At 65.0% G+C, this 17,322-nt stretch carries 16 protein-coding genes; 12 read left to right on the forward strand and 4 right to left on the reverse strand.

Annotation, left to right across the window (positions count from 1 at the left end):
* Nucleotides 1-5: 5 nt before the first annotated feature.
* The 12 genes from GKC28_RS16385 to GKC28_RS16440 all read left to right on the forward strand — a co-directional run bounded on the left by GKC28_RS16385 (nucleotide 6) and on the right by GKC28_RS16440 (nucleotide 14,473).
* Nucleotides 6-2,429 carry a CHASE3 domain-containing protein gene (locus GKC28_RS16385; RefSeq protein WP_174148072.1) on the forward strand — a complete coding sequence of 808 codons (2,424 nt, stop codon included), beginning with the start codon at nucleotides 6-8 and terminating at the stop codon, nucleotides 2,427-2,429.
* Between the two features lie 297 nt (nucleotides 2,430-2,726).
* Complete coding sequence (locus GKC28_RS16390) at nucleotides 2,727-3,806, forward strand: 3-deoxy-7-phosphoheptulonate synthase (RefSeq protein WP_174148073.1); 1,080 nt, start codon at nucleotides 2,727-2,729, stop codon at nucleotides 3,804-3,806.
* Between the two features lie 227 nt (nucleotides 3,807-4,033).
* Nucleotides 4,034-5,440, forward strand: coding sequence for a trypsin-like peptidase domain-containing protein (locus tag GKC28_RS16395; RefSeq protein WP_174148074.1), 1,407 nt, complete (start codon nucleotides 4,034-4,036; stop codon nucleotides 5,438-5,440).
* A complete protein-coding gene (locus tag GKC28_RS16400; protein ID WP_174148075.1) occupies nucleotides 5,440-6,762 on the forward strand; it encodes a replication-associated recombination protein A in 1,323 nt (440 codons plus the stop codon). Before GKC28_RS16395 ends, GKC28_RS16400 begins: the two co-directional genes overlap by 1 nt.
* Nucleotides 6,763-6,907: 145 nt before the next feature.
* Nucleotides 6,908-7,288, forward strand: a complete 381-nt coding sequence (gene crcB, locus GKC28_RS16405) for a fluoride efflux transporter CrcB (protein WP_174148076.1) — start codon at nucleotides 6,908-6,910, stop codon at nucleotides 7,286-7,288.
* A complete protein-coding gene (locus GKC28_RS16410) occupies nucleotides 7,285-8,331 on the forward strand; it encodes an RluA family pseudouridine synthase (RefSeq protein ID WP_174148077.1) in 1,047 nt (348 codons plus the stop codon). Before crcB ends, GKC28_RS16410 begins: the two co-directional genes overlap by 4 nt.
* Nucleotides 8,328-8,996: an HAD-IA family hydrolase gene (locus GKC28_RS16415; protein WP_174148078.1), complete on the forward strand. Its 669-nt coding sequence runs from the start codon at nucleotides 8,328-8,330 to the stop codon at nucleotides 8,994-8,996. The genes GKC28_RS16410 and GKC28_RS16415 overlap by 4 nt, the downstream gene beginning before the upstream one ends.
* A gap of 3 nt (nucleotides 8,997-8,999) precedes the next feature.
* A complete protein-coding gene (locus GKC28_RS16420) occupies nucleotides 9,000-9,704 on the forward strand; it encodes an ATP12 family chaperone protein (RefSeq protein ID WP_174148079.1) in 705 nt (234 codons plus the stop codon).
* Nucleotides 9,705-9,936: 232 nt separating this feature from the next.
* The gene (locus GKC28_RS16425; protein ID WP_174148080.1) at nucleotides 9,937-10,953 is read left to right on the forward strand and encodes an amino acid ABC transporter substrate-binding protein; all 1,017 of its coding nucleotides are present in this window, start codon (nucleotides 9,937-9,939) and stop codon (nucleotides 10,951-10,953) included.
* Between the two features lie 126 nt (nucleotides 10,954-11,079).
* Nucleotides 11,080-12,348: an amino acid ABC transporter permease gene (locus tag GKC28_RS16430; protein ID WP_174148081.1), complete on the forward strand. Its 1,269-nt coding sequence runs from the start codon at nucleotides 11,080-11,082 to the stop codon at nucleotides 12,346-12,348.
* Nucleotide 12,349: 1 nt separating this feature from the next.
* Entirely contained in the window at nucleotides 12,350-13,669 is a 1,320-nt protein-coding gene (locus GKC28_RS16435) for an amino acid ABC transporter permease (protein WP_174148082.1), read from the forward strand.
* 12 nt (nucleotides 13,670-13,681) lie between these two features.
* Nucleotides 13,682-14,473: an amino acid ABC transporter ATP-binding protein gene (locus GKC28_RS16440; RefSeq protein ID WP_302480804.1), complete on the forward strand. Its 792-nt coding sequence runs from the start codon at nucleotides 13,682-13,684 to the stop codon at nucleotides 14,471-14,473.
* Between the two features lie 68 nt (nucleotides 14,474-14,541).
* Here the strand turns inward: GKC28_RS16440 and GKC28_RS16445 are convergent, their stop codons facing one another.
* The 4 genes from GKC28_RS16445 to GKC28_RS16460 form a co-directional block, all read right to left on the reverse strand.
* The gene (locus GKC28_RS16445; RefSeq protein ID WP_174148083.1) at nucleotides 14,542-14,994 is read right to left on the reverse strand and encodes a DUF411 domain-containing protein; all 453 of its coding nucleotides are present in this window, start codon (nucleotides 14,992-14,994) and stop codon (nucleotides 14,542-14,544) included.
* A 105-nt stretch (nucleotides 14,995-15,099) separates the two neighbouring features.
* Nucleotides 15,100-15,597, reverse strand: a complete 498-nt coding sequence (locus tag GKC28_RS16450) for a histidine phosphatase family protein (RefSeq protein ID WP_174148084.1) — start codon at nucleotides 15,595-15,597, stop codon at nucleotides 15,100-15,102.
* Nucleotides 15,597-16,283, reverse strand: a complete 687-nt coding sequence (locus GKC28_RS16455; RefSeq protein ID WP_174148105.1) for a ferredoxin — start codon at nucleotides 16,281-16,283, stop codon at nucleotides 15,597-15,599. Before GKC28_RS16455 ends, GKC28_RS16450 begins: the two co-directional genes overlap by 1 nt.
* Before the next feature lie 109 nt (nucleotides 16,284-16,392).
* The gene (locus GKC28_RS16460) at nucleotides 16,393-17,187 is read right to left on the reverse strand and encodes a sterol desaturase family protein (RefSeq protein WP_174148085.1); all 795 of its coding nucleotides are present in this window, start codon (nucleotides 17,185-17,187) and stop codon (nucleotides 16,393-16,395) included.
* Nucleotides 17,188-17,322: the final 135 nt, after the last annotated feature.

Genomic DNA, 17,322 nt, shown 5'->3' on the forward strand with positions numbered 1-17,322 from the left:
ATGTGATGGCAAAGAAGAAGACGTCCGCGGCCAGGCGGTTCTCACTGGCAAATCTCAGCACCAAGGTGAAAATCGTATCCGTTGCGGTGCTGCCGCTGCTGCTGGTGCTTGGGGTAGGCGTGCTGGCGGTCTTCAATCTGGGCCGGATGGAGCAATCTGCCAAGGCGGTGGACCACACCCAGGAAATCCTTACCGGATCGCAGACCCTGGCGGAGGCTGCCTCGCAAATGGAGGCCGGCCTGCGGGGCTACCTGCTGGCGGGCCGGGAGGAATACCTGGTCCCCTTTGAAGAGGGCAAGGGGCAGGTGGCTGAGACGCTTGCCAGCCTGCGCACGCTGGCAGCGGGCGACGCTGATATGCTGGCCACCTTGGACGAGGCAGAGCAGATCCTAGCGGGCTGGCAGGAAAACGTGGCTGCCGGCGCCATCGAGCTGCGCCAGGAAATCGGCGACGCCATGACCATGAACGACATGGCCGCCGAGGTGAAGAAATCCAAGGGCCGGGTCTATTTCGAACAGTTCCGCACCGAGATGACCAATGTGATCGAGGAGGAGGAAGTCGAACTGAATAACCGGCGCAACACCTTTATGTCGCTGGTCAATGCCGGCATTGCCGATGCGGACTACCTTAACACCTCGCTGCGGGCGGTGGAGCAGACCCACAAAATCATCAGCCGGGCCAAGGACCTGTTGGCCGCGGCTGTGGACATGGAAACCGGCATGCGCGGCTTCCTTCTGGCGGGCGACCGGGAGTTTCTCGATCCCTATATGGAAGGCAACGGGCGCTTCAACGAGGTGCTGGCCGACCTCCGCCTGGCGCTGGCGGACAACCTGATGCAGACAAACAGGCTGAACAAGGTGGCCAAGATCATTGACGAATGGCGCAGCGAGGTGGTGGTGCCGATGCTGCAGCTGCGCCGGGTGATCGGCAGCGCGGCCACGATGGACGACATGGCCGACCTGGTGGCCGAGGGCCGCGGCAAGGAGTACTTCGACAGCTTCCGCGCCACCATGACTGCCTTGCAGGCCGCCGGGGCTGAGGCCATGGCAAGCCGCCGCGCCGCCAACGAGGACCTAGGCGCCCAAACCCGCACCATGATCCCTGCAGCCATCGGCGGCGCCATCCTGATCGGCGGCATCCTGGCGCTTGTGATTGCCTCCGGCATTGCCTCCGGAATCCGCCGCATCGTGATGTCGATGCGCGGGCTGGCAGAGGGTAACAACGCGGTAGAGATCCAAGGCCAGAACCGCGGCGACGAGGTTGGCGATATGGCCCGCGCGCTGGAGAAATTCCGCGATGAGCTGGTGAGGATGCAGGAGGCCGAACAGCAAAAGGCCGAGAGCAAGGACGCAGAGCTGGCCGGCGTGGTGCGCGAGCTGAGCGAGCGGCTGTCGCGCCTGGCGCATGGCGATTTGACCGTCCGCATCGCCGAGGCATTCCCTGAGGAATACGAACAGCTGCGCGCCGACTTCAATGGCTCGATCGACAATCTGAACGCCACCGTGCAGCAGGTGATCGAGGCATCTTCGAGCATCCGCAACGGGGCCGCGGAGATCAGCCAGGCCTCTGACGACCTGTCGCACCGGACCGAGAGCCAGGCCGCGACGCTGGAGGAAACCGCGGCCGCAATCGATGAGCTGACCGCCAGCGTGAAATCGGCAGCCGAGGGCGCCCGCAACGTGGAAAACACCGTGCGCGAGGCCCGGCAGGAGGCTGAGAGCAGCGGCGAGGTGGTGCAGGACGCGGTCGCCGCAATGAGCGGAATCGAGGCATCCTCGAACCAGATCAGCCAGATCATCAGCGTGATCGACGACATCGCCTTCCAGACCAACCTGCTGGCGCTGAACGCCGGCGTCGAGGCCGCCCGCGCAGGCGAAGCCGGCCGCGGCTTTGCGGTGGTGGCGTCCGAGGTGCGGGCGCTGGCGCAGCGATCCTCTGACGCAGCGATGGAGATCAAGACGCTGATCTCCGACAGCTCCCGCCAGGTGGATCAGGGCGTCGATCTGGTCGGCCGCGCAGGCCAGGCGCTGCAGTCCATCGTGGGGCGGGTCAGCCATATCTCGCAGCTGGTGTCTGAAATCGCCGAGGGTGCCGAGGAACAGTCCACCGGCCTGCATGAAATCAACACCGGCGTCACCCAGCTGGATCAGGTGACCCAGCAGAACGCGGCGATGGTGGAGGAAGCCACCGCGGCGGGCCACATGCTGAACACCGACGCGATGAAACTGGCCGAGCTGGTGGCGCGGTTCCAGGTCGATGGCAGCACGGCTGCGCCAGCAGCTCCGGCGGCGGCAGCGGACGCTCTCCCCTCTGCCCATGGCGACGAGGATTGGGGCGGCGGCGACTGGGAGGTGGAGGCCAGCCCGGCGCCGGTTGCGGTGCCTGCGGGCGATGGCAATGCCGCCCGCGATCTGTGGCAGGACTTCTGAGCCTTGCCGGCAGGATGATGCAAAGGGCCCTCCCGCGCGGGAGGGCCCTTTGCCGCATCGGGGGCCAATTTACGGGGTGACAGCCCTGCGAATCTCCGCTAGCGTCCGGCTCATGACCCGCACCTATGCCGCATTCTGGTATTTCTTTTATCCGCGCCATATGGCGGACGGAGGGGTCAGCGCATTCTGAGTTAAGAGACCGGAAAGCACCAGGATACCACCAACCGCCCGCAGCCCGCAGGCGGTTTTTTCGTATCCGCCGCAGCGCCAAGGGCCTCCCGCCAAGGAAGCTGAAACATGACACCCCAGACCGAAAACCTCCGCATCACCGGCATGCAGGAACTGATCTCTCCCGAGGACCTCGCCGCCCAAATGCCCTCGACGGCGGCAGCCACCGACACCGTGCTGGCCAGCCGCACCGCCATTCAAGACGTTCTGCACGGCCGTGACGGCCGGGTGATCGCCGTGGTCGGCCCCTGTTCGATTCATGATCCGAAGGCGGCGATGGAATACGCCGAACGGCTGTCGCCGGTCCGCGAACGGCTGGCCGGAGAGCTGGAAATCGTGATGCGGGTCTACTTCGAGAAGCCCCGCACCATCTCGGGCTGGAAGGGGCTGATTAACGATCCGGGCCTCGACGGCTCCTTCCGCATCAACGAAGGGCTCGGCCTGGCGCGCCGCCTGTGCCTGGACATCAACGCCCTGGGGCTGCCGGTCGGCACCGAGTTCCTGGACACCGCGGTGCCGCAGTACATCTCCGACTTGGTGGCCTGGGCCGCCATCGGTGCCCGCACCACCGAAAGCCAGATCCACCGCGAGATGGCCTCCGGCCTCAGCTGCCCGGTGGGCTTCAAGAACGGCACCCGCGGCAATGTGCAGATCGCGGTGGACGCGGTGCGCTCCGCCGCCCACCCGCATCATTTCATGGCGCTGGCTAAATCGGGCCGCGCCGCGATTGCGGAGACCAGCGGCAACCCGGACTGCCACCTGATCCTGCGCGGCGGCGGCGGCACCAACTATGATGCGGCTTCGGTCGATGCAGCATGCAAGCTGGCGGAAAAGGACGGTATCCGCGGCCATGTGATGATCGACGCCAGCCACGCCAACAGCGGCAAGGACCCGATGCAGCAGCCCGCGGTGCTGCGCGATGTGGCGGCGCAGATCGCGGGCGGCGACAGCCGCATCACCGGCGTGATGGTGGAAAGCCATCTGGTGGCGGGCCGTCAGGACCTGGGCAAGGGCGCGCTGACCTACGGCCAGTCCATCACCGACGGCTGCCTCGGCTGGGAGGACACCGTGGCAGAACTGGAGCATCTGGCTGCAGCCGTTGCCAAACGCCGCACGCTTGCCGCGCAGAGGGACCTGGCCGACGCATAAAGTTGCCATCGGCGCGCGCCTTCGGCATTGAGTATTTGGGCAAAGAAGAAGAGCCTGCTTAAAATTGCCTCCTCTTCTTCTTTGCGGAAAATACTCCGGGGTGAATTGGCTGTCAGGCCAAGAGGGGCAGCGCCCCTCCGCCCCAGCAGCGATGTGGCTTGCCTCCAGCCTTGCAATCCGGGCGCGCGCTCCGCATATCCTTCACGCAGCAACAAACGGGAGCCCCCATGATCCGCCCAGCCCTGACCGCCCTTGCCCTGTGTCTTGCCCTGCCTGCGCTGGCCTTGCCCGCGGCGGCTGAAACCAAGGTGCCGCAGAGCCAGGCGGAGATTGCGCTGGGGTTTGCGCCGCTGGTCAAGGAAGCTTCTCCGGCGGTGGTCAACATCTATGCCAAGGTGGTGCGCCAGGTGCAGCAGCGCCGCCGCTCGCCGTTCATGAACGACCCGTTCTTCGATGATTTCTTCCGCGGATTCGCCAAGCCGCAGCCGCGGGTGGAGAACTCGCTGGGGTCGGGGGTGATCCTGTCCGCGGATGGTATCGTGGTCTCCAACTACCACGTTGTCGGCAGCGCCACCGAAATCCGCGTGGTGACCAATGACCGGCGCGAATACAATGCGCGGGTGATCCTGGGCGACAAGGCCAGCGACCTGGCGATCCTGCAGCTGGATGAGGCCGCGGACCTGCCCCATCTGGACCTGCGCGACAGCGATGAAGTGCAGGTGGGGGAGCTGGCGCTGGCGATCGGCAACCCGTTCGGGGTCGGGCAGACCGTCAGCAGCGGCATCATCTCGGGCCTGGCGCGCACCGGCATGGGGGCCGGCGACGGATTTGGCTATTACATCCAGACTGACGCGCCGATCAACCCGGGCAACTCCGGCGGCGCGCTGATCGACGTCAATGGCGACCTCATCGGTATCAACACGCGCATCCTGTCGCGCTCCGGCGGCTCCAACGGCATCGGTTTTGCGATCCCGGCCAACCTGGTCAAACAGTTCGTGGAACAGGCGAAAACCGGCGCCGAGGAATTCCAGCGCCCTTGGGCCGGCATGGCCGGTCAACCGGTGGACGCGGACCTCGCAGCCTCGATGGGCATGGAGGTCCCGGAGGGCATGGTGGTCTCCGACCTGCACCGCGAAAGCCCCTTTGCCAAGGCAGGTTTCAAGGTGGGCGACGTGATCACCCATGTGGACGGCGAGGTGGTGAATTCGCCGTCCGAGATGGTGTTCCGGATGTCGGTCTCGGGCCTGGGCGGCACGGCGGAGATCACCCGCCTGCGCGGGGCGGAACGCGAGGCGGTCGCGGTGCCGATGATCACCGCGCCGGATCAGCCGCCCGCCAACCCGGTGCAACTGGATGAGCGGACCGCGCTGCCCGGCCTGACGGTGGCGCAGATCAATCCGCAGGTGATTGCCCGGCTCGGCCTGCCGCTGTCGGCGGAGGGCGTGGTGGTCACCGATCCCGGCCCATACGCAGGCCGCGGCGGGGTGCAGCCCGGCGATGCGCTGCTGGCGGTGAACGGCCAGCCCGTCACCAGCACCGAGGATGTTTATGCCATCCTTGCGAACAGCGGCCGCTGGATTCAGCTGGACCTCAACCGCCGCGGCCAGCGCGTCACCCTGCGGTTCCGCACCTGATGGCGGACCTGTTCGGCACCCCGGCGCCGTCGGACGGCGATGCGCAGCAGCCCAGCAAGAACCGGCCGCTGGCCGACCGGCTGCGGCCGCAGTCGCTGGCGGATGTGATCGGCCAGGAGCAGGTGCTAGGGCCGGAGGCGCCCTTGGGCGTGATGCTGGCCTCTGGCTCCTTGTCCTCGCTGATCTTCTGGGGGCCGCCCGGCGTGGGCAAGACCACCATCGCCCGGCTGCTGGCGCAGGAAACCGACCTGCATTTCGTGCAGATATCGGCGATCTTCACCGGTGTGCCGGAGCTCAGGAAGGTGTTCGAGGCCGCAAAGATCCGCCGCGAGAACGGACAGGGCACGCTGCTGTTCGTGGATGAGATCCACCGTTTCAACAAGGCCCAGCAGGACGGCTTCCTGCCGCATATGGAAGATGGCACCATCCTGCTGGTGGGGGCGACCACCGAGAACCCGTCGTTTGAGCTGAACGCCGCTGTGCTCAGCCGCTCCCAGGTGCTGGTGCTGGAGCGGCTGTCGCTGGCCGACCTCGAACGTCTCACCCAGCGCGCCGAGAAGGAGCTGGGCCGCGCCCTGCCGCTGAGCGGGGATGCCCGCGATGCGCTGCACGAGATGGCGGATGGCGACGGGCGGGCACTCCTGAATCTCATCGAACAGGTTGCTGCCTGGAAGGTGGAGGCGCCCTTGGGGCGCGAGGCGCTCTCAAACCGGCTGATGCGCCGGGCGGCCAAGTTCGACAAGTCCGGTGACGAGCACTACAACCTGATCTCTGCCCTGCACAAATCGATCCGCGGCTCCGATCCGGATGCGGCGCTCTATTGGCTGGCGCGAATGCTGGAGGGCGGTGAGGATCCGCGGTTCCTGGCCCGGCGGCTTACGATGATGTCGACCGAGGATATCGGCATGGCCGACCCGCAGGCCAACACGGTTTGCCTCAATGCTTGGCAGACCTACGAACGCCTTGGCAGCCCGGAGGGCGAGCTGGCGCTCGCGAATGCCGCCGTCTACCTGGCGCTGGCACCAAAATCCAACGCGGTTTATGTCGGCATCAAGGCGGCGCGGCGGCTGGCCAAGACCACCGGCAGCGCGCCGCCGCCCAAGCACATCCTGAACGCGCCGACCAAGCTGATGGCGGAGCAGGGATATGGCGACGGCTATGCCTATGACCACGATGCGGAGGACGGGTTCTCCGGCCAGAACTACTTCCCCGACGGGGTGAAGCGGCCGGTGCTGTACCAGCCGGTGGAACGGGGGTTCGAGCGCGAGCTGAAGCGGCGCACGGACTATTTTGCGAACCTCAGGCTGAAGCGGAACAAGTAAAGCGGCTTTGCCGGCAAAGCCGCTGCCTCCGGCGGGAGTATTTGCATAAAGAAGAAGGGGCGGGAGCCTGTAACAGGCAGCCCTGCGCGCTGTGCAACACGGGCAAAACTTGACATCCTTGCCTGCGTCGGCGACAGGACGGGGGATGATTTCTTCGGTTTCCATGGTGGCCCTTGGCGGCGCAATCGGGGCGGTGTGCCGCTATCTGGCCGGGCTGGGCATCATCCGGCTGCTGGGGCATCACGACTTTCCGGTGGCGGTGCTGACGGTGAATATCCTCGGCTCCTTTCTGATGGGGATGTTCGTGGTGGCGGCGGCGCTAAGGGATCTGACCTGGCTCAGCCCCCTGGTGATGACCGGGCTGATGGGCGGGTTCACCACCTTCTCGGCGTTCTCGCTGGAGACCGCCAACCTGATCGAGCGCGGCGCCTTCGGGCAGGCGGCGCTGTATGTAGCTTTGTCCGTGGGCCTGTCGGTCGGCGGTTTGTTTCTGGGCCTGATGGCCGCAAGAGGAGTGTTCGCATGAGCGGCGTTCAGATGATTACCGTCAGCGAAGACGACAGCGGCCAGCGCATCGACCGCTGGCTGCGGCGGCTGTTTCCGCATGTGAACCAGGGCCGCATCGAGAAGATGTGCCGCAAGGGCGAGCTGCGGCTTGATGGCGGCCGGGTGAAGGCCAATACCCGCGTCGAGACGGGGCAGGTGGTGCGGGTGCCGCCGCTGGCCGAGAGTGATATGAAGCCGGCTGAGGCGCGGCCGATGCGGATTTCGGACGCCGATGCCAAGATGATCCAGGCTTGTGTGATCTACCGCGACGATGATGTGATCGTGCTGAACAAGCCTGCCGGGCTGGCGGTGCAGGGCGGCTCCGGCACCTCCAAGCATGTGGACGGGCTGGCCGAGGCGCTGAAGTTCGGGCTGGAGGAAAAACCCAAGCTGGTGCACCGGATCGACAAGGACACCTCCGGGGTGCTGGTGCTGGCGAGGAACCGCAAGGCGGCGCAGGGGCTGACCGCCGCCTTCCGCCACAAGAACACCCGCAAGATCTACTGGGCGCTGGTGGCGGGCGTGCCGACGCCGTATCTGGGCGAGATCAAGAACGGGCTGGTGAAGGCACCGGGGCATGGCAAATCCGGCGAGGGCGAGAAGATGATCAACGTGCATCCGCACGACATCGACGATACCCCGGGTGCCAAGCGCGCGCATACGCTTTATGCCACGCTCTACCGTGTGGCCAGCCGTGCTGCCTGGGTGGCGATGGAGCCCATTACGGGGCGCACCCACCAGCTGCGGGCGCATATGTCCGGCATGGGCCATCCGATTGCCGGTGACGGCAAATACGGCGGCTCCGGGCAGGAGAACCTGGGTGACGGCTGGGGCGCGCAGATCGGCGGGGTGATCTCCAGGAAGCTGCACCTGCACGCGCGCCGGATGGTGTTTGAACACCCGGTGACCCGCAAGGAAATCGCCGTGGTTGCGCCGCTGCCCGACCATATGAAGGAAAGCTGGGACACTTTCGGCTGGACCGAGGACCTGGCGGCGGACGACCCGTTCGAGGATCTGAAGTGAGTTCACCGTTGCGGCTGATCCTGTTTGACGTCGATGGCACCCTGGTCGACAGCCAGGGCGCGATCACCAGCGCGATGGCAGAGGCGTTTCAAGGGGTTGGCCTAGAAACACCGCCGCGCGAGGCGATCCTGTCCATCGTTGGCCTGTCGCTGCCGCTGGCGATGGCAGAGCTGGCACCGGAGCAGGATGCGCCTACGCTGGAGGCGCTGGTGGAGGGCTACAAGTCCTCCTACATGCTGGCGCGCGAGGAGGCGGGCGCGGCGCATTCGCCGCTCTATCCCGGCACGCAGGAGATGCTGGCAGAGCTCAATGAGGTGCCGGAATACCTGCTGGGGGTCGCCACCGGCAAATCCCAGCGCGGCGTTGACGCGCTGATCGCGGCGCATGGGCTGAACTGCTTCGTGACCCGGCAGGTGGCGGATCATCACCCGTCGAAACCGCATCCGTCGATGGTTCTGACCGCGATGGTGGAGACCGGGGTGGAGCGCGAAAACACCGTGATGATCGGCGACACGCGGTTTGACATTGAAATGGGGCGCGCAGCGGGGGTCACCACCATCGCCGTGCCCTGGGGCTATCACCCGGCAGAGACATTGGGCGCCGATTACCTGATCCGTGATTTCGCGGAGCTGCGCCCGCTGCTGGCAGAGATCTGGAAGGGCTAGGATATGAGCGGCTGGGCACAGAAACGGTTCTGGAAAGCGGTCACCGTAGCGGAGACCGGAGACGGTTTTGCGGTGGAGTTGGACGGCCGCCGGGTCAAGACCCCGGCCAAGGCGCCGCTGGCTGTGCCGACGCGGGAGATGGCCGAGGCGATTGCCGCGGAATGGGACGCCCAGACCGAATCAGTTGACCCGAAATCCATGCCCTGCACCCGCTCCGCCAACGCGGCAATTGACAAGGTGGCACATCAGCACAGCGAAGTTGCGGCGATGCTGGCTGAATACGGCGACAGCGATCTGTTGTGTTACCGGGCTGACTCTCCGGTTGAACTGGCGGCCCGTCAGGCCGCCGAATGGGACCCGGTTCTGGACTGGGCAGCGGCTGAACTGGGGGTGCGGCTGCAGCCCCGGACCGGGGTTCTTCACCAGTCGCAAGAGGCCGCGGCACTGGCGCTTTTGGCAGAAAAAACCCATGCCTTGACCTCCTTCCAGCTGGCTGCGTTTCACGATCTCGTAGGCATATCAGGCTCTTTGATCCTTGGGTTTGCGGCCGCTTCGGGCTGGCGCAGCGCCGAGGAGATCTGGCTGCTGTCGCGGCTGGATGAACGCTGGCAGGAGGAGCAGTGGGGCGTGGACGAGGAAGCCCGGGCCGCAGCCGAAGTGAAACGGCAGGAATTCCTGCACGCCAAGCGATTCTTCGATTTTTCCTGAGAGGACAAGAAATTACTTTTCCACAGGGGTAGCCCGAAACAAAATTCCGTGCGCAAGGCCCGCGTGCGGAATTCGTACATCGAAATTCCTGATAGCGCCCTTGACGTTTGCTGATGAATGCGCCCAAACTTAAGCGCGAATTAGGGGTAAACCCTTCTTCAGTCTCACATCCGGCGGGGGATCGCCGGAGAATAAGAACCGCCGAATGGCGGGCTATCAGGAAGAGGTAAATATGAAAAAATCCGTTATTTTGGGCGCAATGACCTTTGCCGGTCTTGCGGCTGGCGCGGCATCCGCCGGCACGCTGGACGACGTCAAGGCCCGCGGCAAGCTGAACTGCGGCGTCACCACCGGTCTGGTCGGCTTTGCGGCCCCGAATGCAAACGGTGAATGGGAAGGCTTCGACGTTGCCGTGTGCCGTGCTGTGGCTGCAGCCGTGCTGGGCGACTCCAACGCTGTCGAATTCGTGCCGACCACCGGCAAGACCCGCTTTACCGCGCTGGCGTCCGGCGAGATCGACATGCTGGCCCGCAACACCACCTGGACCTTCAGCCGCGACGTCGACCTGAAGTTCGAATTCGTGGGCGTCAACTACTATGACGGCCAGGGCTTCATGGTCCCGAAAGAGCTGGGCGTGTCCTCGGCCAAGGAACTGGACGGCGCCACCGTCTGCATCCAGACCGGCACCACCACCGAGCTGAACCTGGCGGACTTCTTCCGCTCCAACAACATCTCGTACGAGCCGGTTCCGATCGAAACCAACGCCGAAGCGCAGCAGCAGTACCTGGCAGGCGCCTGTGACGTCTACACCACTGACGCCTCCGGCCTGGCTGCAACCCGCGCCACCTTCGACGATCCGGCCGGTCACGTGATCCTGCCGGAAATCATCTCCAAGGAGCCGCTGGGCCCGCTGGTCCGCCACGGCGACCACGAGTGGGGCGATGTTGTCCGCTGGTCGCTGAACGCGCTGGTCGCGGCAGAAGAGCTGGGCATCACCTCGGCCAACCTGAGCGAGATGGCAGCCGGCACCGAGAACCCGGAAATCAACCGCCTGCTGGGCACCGAGGGCACCCTGGGCGAAATGCTGGGACTGTCGGCTGACTGGGCCAAGAACGCGATTGCCGCTCAGGGCAACTACGGCGAGATCTTTGCCAAGAACATCGGCGAAGACACTCCGGTCGGCCTGGCCCGCGGCCTGAACGCCCAATGGACCGAAGGCGGCCTGCTGTACGCTCCGCCGTTCCGCTAACCACACCACCGGGAGGGGCGCAGGACATTCCTGCGCCCTTTTCCTATCTGAAAAAAGCTCCGGCAAGCTGCGGAGCGGGGACAACCCCGCCAGGATCAGGACGCCGGAGTCAGGGGATCACAATATATGTCAACGCTTACTGACCCGCCGAAGGAGCAGTTCCGGCTGTCCATGCTCCTTTATGACACCCGCTACCGGTCGGGGACCATCCAGGTCATCGCCATGTTCGGGTTCATGCTTCTGGCAGCCTGGCTGATCAACAACACGCTCAGCAACCTGGCTGCGCTGGGCAAGCCGATCGATTTCGGCTTCTTCTCTGAACCTGCCAGCTATGACATCAACCAAAGGTTGCTGGAATACACCTCACGCGACACCCACTTGCGGGCTGCGCTGATGGGGCTTCTGAACACTCTGGTCGTTGCGGTGCTGGGCTGCATCACCGCAACCGTCCTCGGCGTCATCATTGGTGTTCTGCGGCTGTCTTCGAACTGGCTGGTTGCCCGCCTGATGACGATCTACGTCGAGATGTTCCGCAACGTGCCGGTGCTGCTGTGGATCGTCTTCGTGATGGCCATCCTGATCGAAACCCTGCCGGCGCCAAGTGCGTTCCGGGGCGAGTCCCCCGAGGCGACGATGAGCCTGATGGACAGCGTTGCCGTGACCAACCGCGGCGTCTACATCCCCGAGCCGCTGTTCTCGCGCTCTCTGGGCGACATCCACCTGCTGGGCCAGTCCTCGCTGCGCTTTGATGTCAGCCTGGACCTGATCGCGATCCTGGTGGTGCTGGGCCTCAGCCTTTGGGCCGCCCACCGGGTCACGCTGCGCGCCAACCGCATCCAGGAAGCAACCGGTGATCGCCCCAAGACCTGGCATGTCCGCACCGCAATCATCGTGGGGCCGATGCTGGTGCTGCTGATCGCCCTCGGGTTCCACCTCGGCTATCCCGCGCTGAAAGGCTTCAACTTCCAGGGCGGCACCCATCTGCGCAACTCTCTGATCGCGCTGTGGCTGGCACTCTCGCTGTACACCGCGGCCTTCATTGCTGAAATCGTGCGTGCGGGCATCATGGCGATCTCCAAGGGCCAGACCGAGGCCGCATCGGCTCTGGGCCTGCGCTCCAACCGGATCATGCGCCTTGTCATCCTGCCGCAGGCGCTGCGGGTGATCATCCCGCCGCTGATCTCCAACTACCTGAACCTGACCAAGAACTCGTCGCTGGCGATTGCCGTGGGCTACATGGACATCACCGGCACCCTGGGCGGCATCACCATGAACCAGACCGGCCGCGAGCTGGAATGCGTTCTGCTCCTGATGCTGGTGTACCTGGCCATTTCGCTGAGCATTTCGGCGGTCATGAACTGGTATAACGAAGCCGTGAAGCTGAAGGAGCGCTGAGATGAGCGGTACCCATTCCCATACCGTCGCCTTTGTGCGCGACACCATGCTTCCGGAGCAGGACCCCCCGGCCTCTGAGGTCGGCGCGGTCGGCTGGATGCGCCACAACCTGTTCTCAAACTGGTTCAACTCCATCCTGACCATCGCCTCGATTGCCGCGATCTACTTCGTGCTGGCGGCGGTGATCCCGTGGATTCTGTCGCCAACCTGGGAAGGCACCTCGCTGTCGAACTGCCGTGAAACGCTGGCGGCAGCGGGCCATGGCGATGCCCACGGCGCCTGCTGGGGCGTGATCAAGGAACGCTGGATCCAGCTGATTTTCGGCTTCTACCCGAGCCATCTGTACTGGCGCCCGATTGCCGCTTTCGTTCTTCTGGGCGCGGCGCTGGCCCCGGTGCTGTTCTCGGACAAGGTGCCGTCGCAGCTCTTGATCTTTTCGGCGCTCTACCCGTTCATCTTCCCCTGGCTGTTGTGGGGCGGCACCATCTGGATGCCCATCGCGGCGCTGGCGGGCTTCGTGATCGGCGGGCTGCTGTTCAAGGTGCTGTCGGAGAAAGCCAGCACGCTGATCGGTGTGATCGTGGCTGTTGCAACGGCGGTCATCTGGTGGCTGTTCCTGGCAGCGCCCGTTGCCGGCATCGTGGATTCGATCCTGCCGATCGGCATTGAAGCGGTCGAAAGCCGCAAGTTCGGCGGCTTCATGCTGTCGGTGACCATCGGTGTGGTGGCAATTGCCTGCTCCCTGCCGATCGGCATCGTGCTGGCGCTCGGCCGTCAGTCCGACCTTCTGATCGTCAAATACATCTGCGTGGGCTTTATCGAGTTCATCCGCGGGGTGCCGCTGATCACGCTGCTGTTCGTGGCCTCGACGCTGCTGAACATCTTCATGCCGCCCGGCACCAATTTCGACATCATCCTGCGGGTGCTGATCATGGTGACGCTGTTTGCGTCGGCCTATATGGCCGAGGTGATCCGCGGCGGCCTGGCGGCCCTGCCCAAAGGACAGTACGAGGGCGCCGACTCGCTTGGCCTCAACTACTGGCAGGCGCAACGGCTGATCATCATGCCGCAGGCGCTGAAGATCTCGATCCCGGGCATCGTTTCGACCTTCATCGGCGTCTTCAAGGACACCACGCTGGTCTCGATCATCGGACTTCTCGACCCGCTGGGCCTCTCCAACGCCATCCGCGCGGACGCCAACTGGAACGGCATCGTCTGGGAACTCTACGGCTTTATCGCCCTGCTGTTCTTTGTCTTCTGCTTCTCCATGTCCCGCTATTCCATGTACCTGGAGCGCAAGCTTCAGACTGGCCACCGTTAAGGAGTTCAACATATGTCTGAACTTATGACCGACCGCGAAATCGACCGCTCCAAAATGCAGGTGAGCGACGAGGTCGCCATTGAAATCAGCAACATGAACAAGTGGTACGGGTCCTTCCACGTGCTGCGCGACATCAATCTGACCGTCAACCGCGGCGAGCGGATCGTGATCGCCGGCCCGTCGGGGTCCGGCAAATCCACCCTGATCCGCTGCCTGAACGCGCTGGAAGAGCACCAGCAGGGCAAGATCGTGGTGGATGGCACCGAACTGTCCAACGACCTCAAGAACATCGACAAGATCCGGTCCGAGGTCGGCATGGTGTTCCAGCACTTCAACCTTTTCCCGCATCTGACCATCCTCGAGAACTGCACCCTGGCGCCGATCTGGGTGCGCAAAACGCCGAAGAAAGAGGCGATCGAGACGGCGATGCATTTCCTGGAGAAGGTGAAGATCCCCGAGCAGGCCCATAAATATCCTGGCCAGCTCTCGGGCGGCCAGCAGCAGCGTGTGGCGATCGCGCGCTCGCTGTGCATGAAGCCGCGCATCATGCTGTTCGATGAACCGACATCGGCGCTCGACCCGGAGATGATCAAGGAGGTGCTCGACACCATGATCGAACTGGCCGAGGAAGGTATGACCATGCTCTGCGTGACCCACGAGATGGGCTTTGCCCGCCAGGTGGCGAACCGGGTGATCTTCATGGACGCGGGCCAGATCGTGGAGCAGAACGAGCCGGAAGAGTTCTTCAACAACCCGAAGAGCGACCGCACCAAGCTGTTCCTCAGCCAGATCCTGGGCCACTGAGGCGCCAGAGCCGCGAAACAGAAAGGCCGGGCATTTGCCCGGCCTTTTTTCCGTTCAGGGATCCTTGCTCAGGGGTGGCTGGCGAATACTTCGGCGGTGGCATCAGCCAGGATCAGCAGGGTGTTAAACGCCTCGCGCTCGCCGCCCATTTCCATCCCCGGCGAGCCGATCGGCATCCCCGGCACGCTCAGCCCCAGCGCCGCGAGCTGCTCCGTCAGCAGCCGCTGGATGTCGCTTGCCGGCACATGGCCCTCGATCACATAGGGGCCGGCCATCGCGGTGTGGCAGGACGCCAGATCGCCGCTGACACCCAGCCGCTCCTTCATTGCCCACAGGTCCTCATCTGCAATATCGCGGACTTCGGTCCGGAAACCGGCGGCGGCCAGATGGTCTGCCCAGGCGGTGCAGCAGCCGCAGCTGGGCGACTTCATGATTTGGATGGGCTCTGCTGCCGCGGCAAATCCCGGCAGCGCGGTGAGGGGCAGGGCGGCTGCGGCCAGCAGCAGGGAACGGCGGTGCATAACGGTCTCCAGTCCGGCAAATGTCTGTCCGGCTGACTATCTAGTCACGCTCTTGCACGGGTGCCAGGGGCCTCCCGCGCGGGATGCGCCAGCTTGCCGCAGGGCTTATTCGCCCAAGAGCTCCCGCGGCACCGCAAAATCGATGACCTTGCCGCTGCTCCAGCTCAGTTCCCGCCAGTTAGGGATATTGAACTCCGCCACCAGCGTCGCACCCGTGGGATAGTCGTCGAAACGCGCATGATCGGGCGGGCTGGCGACGATGGTATGGGCAAAGGCGGCGATGCCGGGGTTGTGGCCGATCACCATGACCCGCTTCTGCTCGGCCTCGCTCAGCACCTTGAAGATGATATCGGAATTGGCGTGGTACAGACGTTCGGTGAAACGTGCTGGCACGCCGAGGTCCATCAGTTCGCAGGTCTCGCGGGTGCGCTGGGCTGAGGAGGAGATCACCTGATCCGGCAGGTAGCCGCATTCGCGCATCCAGGCGGCAATGGCCGGGGCTGAGCGGCGTCCGCGCTTGTTCAGGGGGCGGGCGTGGTCGCTGGGGACATTGGTGTCCCAGGCGGATTTGGCGTGGCGGGTCAGGATCAGGGTGCAGGTCATTACGGGTGAAAATGCCTCATGTGATGTGCGGTTTGGTCCGGGTCGCGGCGGGCGGCGCGGCTGAGCGGGCAGGCCAGCCGGGCAAGGCAGCCGCCGGACATGCAGCCGGCGCCTGCGCTGGTGTCGAGATGCGCGTGGCAGGCCGCCAGATCGTAGGGGCCTCCGTCGGCCAGGGCGCCGGCTGGGCAGGCGGCAAGGCAGGGTCGGGAGGGGCAGCTGTCGCAGGGGGACTGTGCCAAAGGTGCAGGGGGGATGTCAAATTCCTGTTTGAAATGAATGGCCCCGCGCAAGGAAATCATCATGCCCGCCTGATCATGCACCAGCATCTGTGACGGTGATGTGAAAAACCGCCCCGTCGCCAGCGCCCAGTTGATGAAAGGCGTATAGGGCGGCCCGCCAAAGGGAAAGTAGGCGGTGCCGCCCAGCGTCCGTGCCAGCGCGCCGATCACCCGAGCGGACCAGCGGTCGACCGGGTCCGGGGCACCGTCGCCGTACTCCGGGCTGGACTGGAACAGGGGCCAGAAGGCGCCGTCAGTGCCCAGCAGCAGCAGGGTGCCACCGTCCAGCAACTGAACCGGCTGGCGGTTTGGGTGCAGGGCGCCTTGAACGGCCAGGCCGGTTTCTGCCGCGGCGGGATACAGCGGGCTGCCGTCAAAGCAGGCGGCAGATGTTTCGGTCAGGCTCATCGGCGGCGTCCCGGTCAGGTGGCTTTGAGGGAGACTAGCAGCCGCCCGGCGGCGGCGCAGGGCAAAAACGCCCATGTCTGGCCTGCCGGCGTCTTCCTGCTGCCGGCGTTCAGCGGCGGCGGAACGGCAACAGCAGGCTCCAGCCCAGCCGGGCAGGCCGCCCGTCCTGCCACTCCAGCCCAACGGTCATGCCGTCATGCCCCTGGCCGGGCTGGGCAGTATAGGTGCCGAAGATCCGGTCCCAGACCGACAGCGCAAAGCCGTAGTTGCTGTCGTGCTCGGCCCGCAGCTGCGAGTGATGCACCCGGTGCATGTCCGGTGTCACCAGCAGCAGCCGCAGCGCCCGGTCGAGCCGCGGCGGCAGGGCCAGGTTGGCGTGGGTGAACAACGCAGTTCCGTTCAGCAGGATCTCGAACAGCAGCACCGCCAGGGCCGATGGCCCCAGCAGATAGACCAGCCCGCATTTCACCAGCATCGACAGCGCGATTTCCACCGGGTGGAAGCGCACCGCGGTGGTCACGTCCATGTCGCGGTCGGCATGATGCACCCGGTGCAGCCGCCACAGGACGGGCACCTTGTGGGTGATCAGATGCTGCAGCCAGATTGCGAAGTCCAGCACCAGCACCGCCAGCAGCACCTCTGCCCAGGCTGGCCAGCGCATTGCGTTCAGCAGCCCCCAGCCATGCGCCGCCGCATCCAGTGCCGCCCCGACCGCCAGCAGCGGCAGCCCAACCGCCAGCGCCCGCAGGGTCAGCGTGTTGAGCACTGAAATCGACAGGTTGGTCAGCCAGCGCCGCTGCCGCGGCAGGCTGCGGGCGCGCCGCGGCGCCCGGGCCTCTGCCGCCGCGAACAGCAACAGCAGGGCCAGAAAGGCCCCCAGGCGGATCAGGGCTTCATGCTCCATAACGCCAGCGATGCGCAATATCCGGCTGAAGGCAAGCCCTTTGCAGGCCGGACCGGGCTTCCTCATATGCCGGAAACGTGATCCGTGCTATGATCCCTGCGGGGCATGCAGGCCGGACTATCCGGCATCGTGCCT

The organism is Leisingera sp. ANG59 (assembly GCF_013317235.1).
In the GTDB taxonomy this organism is placed as follows: Bacteria; Pseudomonadota; Alphaproteobacteria; order Rhodobacterales; family Rhodobacteraceae; genus Leisingera.

Bases quoted from the DNA above. Each gene is read 5' to 3' on its own strand.
- GKC28_RS16390 (WP_174148073.1), top strand. From the start codon at position 2,727: ATGACACCCCAGACCGAAAACCTCCGCATCACCGGCATGCAGGAACTG.
- GKC28_RS16435 (WP_174148082.1), top strand. From the start codon at position 12,350: ATGAGCGGTACCCATTCCCATACCGTCGCCTTTGTGCGCGACACCATG.
- GKC28_RS16385 (WP_174148072.1), top strand. From the start codon at position 6: ATGGCAAAGAAGAAGACGTCCGCGGCCAGGCGGTTCTCACTGGCAAAT.
- GKC28_RS16400 (WP_174148075.1), top strand. From the start codon at position 5,440: ATGGCGGACCTGTTCGGCACCCCGGCGCCGTCGGACGGCGATGCGCAG.
- GKC28_RS16455 (WP_174148105.1), bottom strand. From the start codon at position 16,283: ATGAGCCTGACCGAAACATCTGCCGCCTGCTTTGACGGCAGCCCGCTG.
- GKC28_RS16425 (WP_174148080.1), top strand. From the start codon at position 9,937: ATGAAAAAATCCGTTATTTTGGGCGCAATGACCTTTGCCGGTCTTGCG.
- GKC28_RS16460 (WP_174148085.1), bottom strand. From the start codon at position 17,187: ATGGAGCATGAAGCCCTGATCCGCCTGGGGGCCTTTCTGGCCCTGCTG.
- GKC28_RS16440 (WP_302480804.1), top strand. From the start codon at position 13,682: ATGTCTGAACTTATGACCGACCGCGAAATCGACCGCTCCAAAATGCAG.
- GKC28_RS16450 (WP_174148084.1), bottom strand. From the start codon at position 15,597: ATGACCTGCACCCTGATCCTGACCCGCCACGCCAAATCCGCCTGGGAC.
- GKC28_RS16420 (WP_174148079.1), top strand. From the start codon at position 9,000: ATGAGCGGCTGGGCACAGAAACGGTTCTGGAAAGCGGTCACCGTAGCG.
- GKC28_RS16445 (WP_174148083.1), bottom strand. From the start codon at position 14,994: ATGCACCGCCGTTCCCTGCTGCTGGCCGCAGCCGCCCTGCCCCTCACC.
- GKC28_RS16395 (WP_174148074.1), top strand. From the start codon at position 4,034: ATGATCCGCCCAGCCCTGACCGCCCTTGCCCTGTGTCTTGCCCTGCCT.
- GKC28_RS16430 (WP_174148081.1), top strand. From the start codon at position 11,080: ATGTCAACGCTTACTGACCCGCCGAAGGAGCAGTTCCGGCTGTCCATG.
- GKC28_RS16410 (WP_174148077.1), top strand. From the start codon at position 7,285: ATGAGCGGCGTTCAGATGATTACCGTCAGCGAAGACGACAGCGGCCAG.
- crcB (WP_174148076.1), top strand. From the start codon at position 6,908: ATGATTTCTTCGGTTTCCATGGTGGCCCTTGGCGGCGCAATCGGGGCG.